Genomic DNA, 7,555 nt, shown 5'->3' with positions numbered 1-7,555 from the left:
TGTAACAGTTTTGATATCGGGTTTCTTCTCTTCATAATTTGTATATAAAAAGTGCTTATTTTAATGCACTGTTTTCAATTTTGAAATAATCAAAAGCCACATCAAAAGGTGATTTTGGCTGGTTGTCTTGCTGCATAAATCTTCTGAAACGTGCCATGCGGGCAGGCATCACACCGTCGCAAGCCAGCATTCCGGCCTGAATATTTTTCAGCACAACATTGGCTGTTCCAACTTCTTCGTATTTCTTTCCGTCAGCTGAGCAGAAAGCGGTGTAGGTTTCTCCTTTTTTCACCAGTTTTAACACCAATGTATTGTCGTCTTTAATGATGTCAGCCATGCTGATGTTCACTGCCGATTTTTCATCGCCGCCATATTCAACCGAGAGTTCAACAGCACCGGGTTGCTCTCCTGCCCCCTGGCCAAATCCTCTTCTTCCAAAACTGGCTTTATACACCAGCTTCACAAAATTGTCATCGTCCTGGTAAGCTACCAAACCTGCATTTTCCGAAAATCCTGTAGGTTTTCGCGAGCATACAATTTTTGTTTCGATGGTCCAATCGGTGTTGGCACTTTGCAATACAATGTTTTCAGCATCGTTACTTTCGCCGGCAATACCCCCTTTGGCACTGGTAATCACCAGCGAGCCTGCTTGTTTTGTTAGGCTCAGGTTTTCCGCATTCCCGCGAACAATATTCCACTGCTTACCCAATTCTGCAACTTTAAATTCGTCGCTTTCTGAGGCCACACCAAAATTCACGGCGTATTCATTTTTATCGAAAGTGATGTGATCGATCAGCGAAATGGATGCTGTTCCCGGCACGCCATTGGCCTGCTCAATCTTCACTTCAACATTCGCATCGTTTGCCGAGGCCTCCACCACAGGTGCCTCATCAGAACTGGTTTTCATCAGGAAACTGTATTGCGCCGTTTCCGGGCTGAATCCTTTCACCGCTTTGTTGTTTACTTTTATTGATGCCGCTTTCAGATCGGGCATAACTTTTACGGGGAAACCGTCGGATTTTGTTTTCCCGTCAACCGTAACATGCGCGAAGATGGTAGCAACGCCGGTTCCGGTTGCTGTTACTTTTCCGTTTTTGTCAACTTCTGCAACAAGCGGATTATTGGAACTGTACACGACTTTAGCTTTTGCAATGTCGTAGAAACTGTCGTCGGTCAAAGCTGCGGTAACACTGGTTTGTGCGCTCTCGCCATTTCGGAGTACCACCGTGCCACAATCGGCAACAACTGTTTTTATTTCAGTATTCGCTTTACCACCCATTGTGGCGCTTACTGTTCCCTTAATATCTTTTGAGGATGCTCCGATTTCGAATACATATTTTCCCTGATCATAGGAAATCTTATCCGCTTCCATATCCCAAAACCAAAGGTCGGCGCAGTTAATGTCGATGTCAACAGTTTTGGTTTGGCCAACCGGAATGGTAACACGCTGAAATCCTTTCAGCCGTTTGATTGGGCGCTCCAATTCTTCAGGACTTTCAGGAGTTGTCATGTAAATCTGCACCACTTCGTCGCCATCGTAGATCCCGGTATTTTTCACATCAACACTGATGGTAATTTTATCGTTTGGTGTGATTTGGCCTTTGCTGATCCTGAAATTGCTGTATTCAAACGTGGTATACGACAAGCCGTATCCGAATTCGTAAGAAACATCTTTATCAAAATACCACAATGTCCGGCCATTTTTGTTAGCTCCACCGCGAAGTGTATAATCGGTTATTGGCGGAAGATCGTTCAACGATTTGTACCAGGTAGCATTGAGTTTTCCTCCTGGATTGGCATCGCCAAACAAAATGCTTGCAATGGCATCGCCCTGCGCCTGCCCGTTGTAACCTACCCAGATAATTCCGGGAATATTTTGCAGATGTTTGAATTCCTCAACTTCCACACATCCCAGCGTTTGCATAACAACAATGGTATATGGATTTACGGCTGCCACCGCTTTAATCAGATCAACCTGGTTACCCGGAAGCAACAGCGTAAGACGGTCGGCCTCTTCCGTAGCTGTTTTTTCATCGGTACCAACAAATACCACAGCCACATCGGCATTTTTAGCCGTTTCAATGGTTTTTTCATCAATTGGTGCATCGTTGGGTGCCGAGTAACAGAAATACAAGGTTTGCGCTTCGGTAACACCCAGTTTATTCACTTTTATTTTCATCAGGCTGCCACCGCCATACACACCCCCGGCGCGTTTTCCTGAAGCAACGGTAGCGTTTAAAGTAGCCACCAGGTTTCCATCGGGCGAACCTACTCTTACTTCAATAATTCCACCTTCTGTTGGAATATTCACCACAATTCCCATGCTGTCGACATCCGCCAGATCAATGTTTTCGTAGGCTGTCCACGAGCCATCGTCAATGGTTCTCACCTGCACCGTTTCGCCCATTCCTGAGCCCACGGTTATTCCTGCCGAGGCTGCAGAGTATTTTGTAGCATCATGTTTACTAACTGAACCGTTACTTTTATAAAGCTCAAAATTTGCCACATACAACAGGTTACTTTTACTTAAAGTATTTCCTCCTGAACTGTGTACTACTTCGGTATCATATCCTTTTTCTTCCAGGTATTTTTCAATTCCTTTAAGTGGAGAAATCATATTATCGGCTTCGGGTCGTCCGGAATAAGGGCCGAGTTCCACTTCGTCGGCCTGTGGCCCGATCAGAGCAATTTTTCTTAACTCTTTTGGGAATAATGGAAGCGCCTGCCTATTGGTTGCTGCCAGCACATCGTTTTTCATCAACACCGGAGTTTTTGTGGCAATTTCTTTTGCCAGCTGTCGGTGCGCCTCCGAGTTAACGGTTGTTGGCAGGAACAGCGCATACGGAACCTGTGACGGCGGATCAAACTCCCCGGTTCTCATTCTAATGGTAAAAATGTTTAGCAGTGCGCGGTCGATATCGGCCATCGAAATCAGGCCTTGATTATACGCATCGATGGTACTGCGCTGGTACACATTTCCACAATCGGAATCAACGCCGGCTTTTAAGCCCTGTGCCGTTGCCTCTTCTCCGGTTTCAACATAATAGTGGCCGGTATAAATGTCTTCAATGGCAGCACAGTCGCCGGTAATATAACCTTTCATTCCGTAAGTTCTGCGGGCAATCGTATCAAGATAATACGGGCTGGCCGAAGTTGGCACCCCGTTTACCGCGTTGTACGACGACATAATGGAAGGTAAATCGTCCTCTTCAATTAATTTTTTGTAGGGAGCCAGGTAGAATTCGCGCATATCGCGGCTATCCATGTTCGAGCTGCTGACGTGCCGGTCGAATTCACTGTTGTTGGCCAGGTAATGTTTGGCACTTGGCACGGTTTTCAGGTAATTTGGGTCATCCCCCATCAAACCTCGAACAAAACCCGCTGAAATTTGTGACACCAAAAACGGATCTTCGCCATACGATTCACCTGTTCTTCCCCATCGCGGATCGCGGATCGGCTCAACCACCGGCGACCAATAAGTAAGCCCTTTTGTTCCGGTGGCATTAATGGCACGGGCTTCGTCAGAAATAGCTTTAGCCTCTCGCTGGATTAGCTCGGGATCCCACGCAGAACCGAGTGCCACACTATTGGGAAAGGATGTCGGCCCCTGAATCCCGGCACCGGGATCAGCAAAACCCAACACACCGTGTAGTGCTTCGCTCCAGGTATTATAGGCCTTTACGCCCAACCTTGGTACCGGCGCCATGTTGTTTCCAAGCAGGCTTTGTTTTTCTTCCAGTGTCAGCCTCGAAACCAGATCGGCGGCACGTTCCTCAAACGAATATGCCGTATTCAGGTAGATTGGCATTTTAGAAACCACTGTTTTATCATCAGCAGGTTTTAAGGCCATAAATAGTCCAATGGCTAAAGCTCCCGCAAATACAAACAGGCTTCTTTTTATGAATTTGTTGTTCTTGTTCAACATTTTTATGAGTATTGAATGTATCAATTATTTGAAAAGTAACGGTGCAAATTCATTCAATGCCCGTCTCCAGGTCAGCCACTCGTGAGCTGTTCCCTGAGATTCGTGAAATACGATATTATCGATACCGTGTTCTTTGAGTTCGAGTACCTGATCTTTAGGGTTCCGTTCTTCGGTACCTGTACTTATGAAAAGCAGGTTTATTTTTGAATTAAATGCATCGGCATCTTTAAACACACCGTTAAAAGCATCAACTGCATCACCACGAACAAAAAATCCGCTGAATGTTCCCATCCAGGCAAACATATCCATGTTGGCGAATACGGTCATTGTGGTTTGGAAACCACCGCGAGATAATCCGGCCATAGCACGGTTTTCCCTGTCGGTTTTCGTACGGAAAGTTTTATCGATGTATGGTACCAAATCTTTGGCAAAAATTTCAGTTACATTTCCTGAAGCTTCGCGTACATCGGAATTGGTTTTGATATCGCCACTGGGCATCACCACAATCATAGGTTCTGCTTTTCCGGCAGCAATCAATCCGTCCATAATATTGGCCATGCGGCCTTGTACCGACCAACCGTTTTCATCTTCGCCCCAACCATGAACGAGGTACAAAACCGGGTACTTTTTATTCGGATTGGCTTCGTATTCGGCAGGAACATACACATTGATGTGGCGCTCCAAACCATAGATATCCGACCAGTAATGAATGGAACGAACCTGTCCGTGCGGAATGTTTCTATTAAAACGATAATAGTCGCCTTCGGGTCCTTCGGGAATTTCAATGCCCGACGATTCCCAGTTACTTCCAAAAAATGCTTCGCTATTTCGATCCATCACAGCCACACCGTCGAGCAGAATAGCATAGTAATGAAAACCAACCACCTGCGGATCAGATTTGCAAGTCCAGACGCCGCTGGTATCTTTGGTCATATCGTATTTTTTTCCGGCCAAATCTACCTGCACTTTTTGTGCTGTAGGTGCCACCACTTTAAAAATAGCCTCGCGTGTTTCGGCATTTACCGCCGGATAACGCGATAGAAAAGTATTTGTTGAAGACGGTTTAAAACCTTCGGGAAGTGGCTCAGGCTTTTGTCCACGCTGAATGCCCGCAAACTGGGCTGAAACAACGCTACAAAACAATATTGCTGCTAATGTTATATATAGTTTTCTCATGATTATTTTATTGGTTTATTGTTTTAAGTTATAGTTTGTATCTTTTGCCCAGAATGAGTTTATCTCCTGAGTCATCAATTTTATAAATCTGAGGTTTTCGAGGTCCTTTTTCCTCCGCGTGATGAATGATAAAAAGCCGCTCTCCATCGAAAGTGGTAAAGATCATTCCGTGGCCTGAGTTATCGCCTTTAAACGAATCCTCTTCCTGAACCCAGGGGCCTTTTATGCTTCCCGATTCAGAATAGGCAATTCCCTGCGCATAGCGGCTATCGCCCCAGCTCGACCATAACATACCCAATTTTCCGGTTTGTGTTTTAAACAATTGAGGTCCATCGGTTACCCAGCCCGGCATCTTCATTCCAAAAGTAGCTTCGCCAATGCTGTTCATTTCTTTCGACCAGGGAGCTTCACTGGCTCTGAACATTGTAGTTGGCTCGGCAGTTCGATGCGTCAGATCTTTTGAAAGCGGCATATAATCCATCGTTCCGTCAATCAGTTGTGTCCACTCGTGCACAAAAACCATGTAAACAGTATCGTTCTCTTCGTATAGTGTTCCATCGATAATATCCCAATCGCGTGGTCCAAGGCAAAAATCATATTCCTGCACCAATGGTTTAAAGGGGCCTTCGGGCGAATCGGCCACCAAAAGCTGCGTTTGGTTGGTAGGCACAGTATATCGGCGCGCAACATGTTCAATCGGGTTCCCGTGGTCGTTCCAGGTTCCGGCCAGGTAATATTTATCGCCAAACTGGTGAATTTCGGCAGCAGCCATAAAGTTGCCATCCATCCAGGTTCCTGTAAGGTCGATTATAGAATACGGGCCAGTCCACATTTTCAGGTCTTTACTTTTATAAAGACGGCCACCAGTTCCAGTTAAATAATACGTTTGTGTTGTTTTATCAGGAAAAATAAAAGGGTCGCTCATGGAAATTTCATCCAGCGAAACGGTTTTTATTTCCGGTTCCGGACGAGGAGGTCTTGGTGGGCGTTGACCACCTGGAAGCATTGTACCTCCGAAGTTCCGTTGTCCTGCATTTGCCCGTGGAGCACCCTCGCCTCTGATAACTTTTGGTGCAGCGCTTTTATAATCAAGCAATGAGAGCATTCGTAAACCATAGCGTTTCCCTAACATGCGGTAACCTTCAGCGGTAAAGTGCAGACCATCGCCACGTTGCGGGCATCCAACCGAAGGGATTACATACGCATTTGGAATTACGTCGGGCAGCGTGGCAATAATTTTATTCATACTGGCACAGGCTCCGTTTTCATCTTCGTGGACCATTTCTCCAGCCAGAAGTGGCACTGCAGCCGGGTTTAAACCAAGATCTTCAATGAGATTATCATAAACATTTTTTACTTTTTGCGGCCATAAGGTATCTCCGGTATTCGACTCGCCCTGATGTAACAAAATACCTTTAATTACACCATCTTTTTGAGCCAGTTTGGCCATTTCAACCAAGCGCCCGTATGGATTGTTATCGTACGGTTTTAACATACCCATCATCCAGCCCGGAGCTGTTTCCACATACGATTCGTAATTTTCCTTGTCGAACAATTCAATTTTACAACCGCCAACCGCCACGTTAATTACGCCAACTTTAATATATTTTGGTAGATTTTCAACTAGTGTTCTGCCAAAATAATCAGCAGGAGTTAATCCGGTACGACAACGACACAATGGCGGTACGGCTGTGTACCAGTGCCCCTTTTCACGCCCTGAATCCGGGCAATCAACCGCTGACATCATTTGAAAACGATCATCAATATTTAATGAATCCTGGTGTTCCAGACGTGCATTTCCTTCCATATTAGACTGCCCTAAACAGAGATAAATATGAAAATTAGCATCTTGCGAAAATCCTTTTAACTGAACTACCAACAGGGCAGCCAGTAGAAGAACATAAGTTTTAAGTTTCATTGTTTTACATTTTTGATTTAGTTTTTTGATCATATAGTTTATTTATTCTGAGTGTCAGCTGAAATCTTATCAGTGATTCTGAAATAATCGAAATCGACGTATCCTCCTGTATTTTTCGTAGCATAGTTAAATAGTCCAAAACGATAGCCCATAAAATGTTCCATCAGGGTATATTCCATTTTTAACGGGCCGCCAATTGCTGTCCAGTTTTTGCCATCGAGACTGTAATAAAAACGGGCAATATCTTTTCGATCACGGAAATCGCAGTCGATTTTAAAGTACACTTCGTTTTGTGTTAGTGCCAGACTTTCCATTTCAACCGGGGTATCGGTTTCGTTGCTTATCATGTAAATAAATTTCTCGCCGCCGGTCATTTTTACGCCCACTTGTCCGTACTTTCTTTGCAGAGCACACAATCCGGCATAATCGCCATCTTTCATTTTCGAAGCATCCATTAAAGTATTGGCCGAACTTACGGGACCAAAAGTTCGCTGAGTCAGTGTGTTTCTTGCATACACAAAGCTTTCGTCCACGCG

At 45.0% G+C, this 7,555-nt stretch carries 3 protein-coding genes and 1 pseudogene; all 4 read right to left on the bottom strand.

The window, feature by feature from the left end:
* Positions 1 to 55: 55 nt before the first annotated feature.
* Positions 56 to 3,925, bottom strand: coding sequence for a glycoside hydrolase family 3 C-terminal domain-containing protein (locus ABZB17_RS18005; RefSeq protein ID WP_372652194.1), 3,870 nt, complete (start codon positions 3,923 to 3,925; stop codon positions 56 to 58).
* A 24-nt stretch (positions 3,926 to 3,949) separates the two neighbouring features.
* Positions 3,950 to 5,101 (bottom strand): alpha/beta hydrolase-fold protein, encoded by a 1,152-nt coding sequence (locus tag ABZB17_RS18000; RefSeq protein ID WP_372652192.1) that lies wholly within the window; start codon positions 5,099 to 5,101, stop codon positions 3,950 to 3,952.
* A gap of 28 nt (positions 5,102 to 5,129) precedes the next feature.
* On the bottom strand, positions 5,130 to 7,019 hold the full coding sequence (locus tag ABZB17_RS17995; RefSeq protein ID WP_372652190.1) for a sialate O-acetylesterase: 1,890 nt from the start codon (positions 7,017 to 7,019) through the stop codon (positions 5,130 to 5,132).
* Positions 7,020 to 7,057: 38 nt separating this feature from the next.
* A pseudogene (locus ABZB17_RS17990) lies at positions 7,058 to 7,555 on the bottom strand (glycoside hydrolase); the annotation flags it as partial.

Source organism: Draconibacterium sp. (assembly GCF_041583095.1).
GTDB lineage: Bacteria > Bacteroidota > Bacteroidia > Bacteroidales > Prolixibacteraceae > Draconibacterium.
This window is presented reverse-complemented; position numbering and strand designations above follow the sequence as displayed.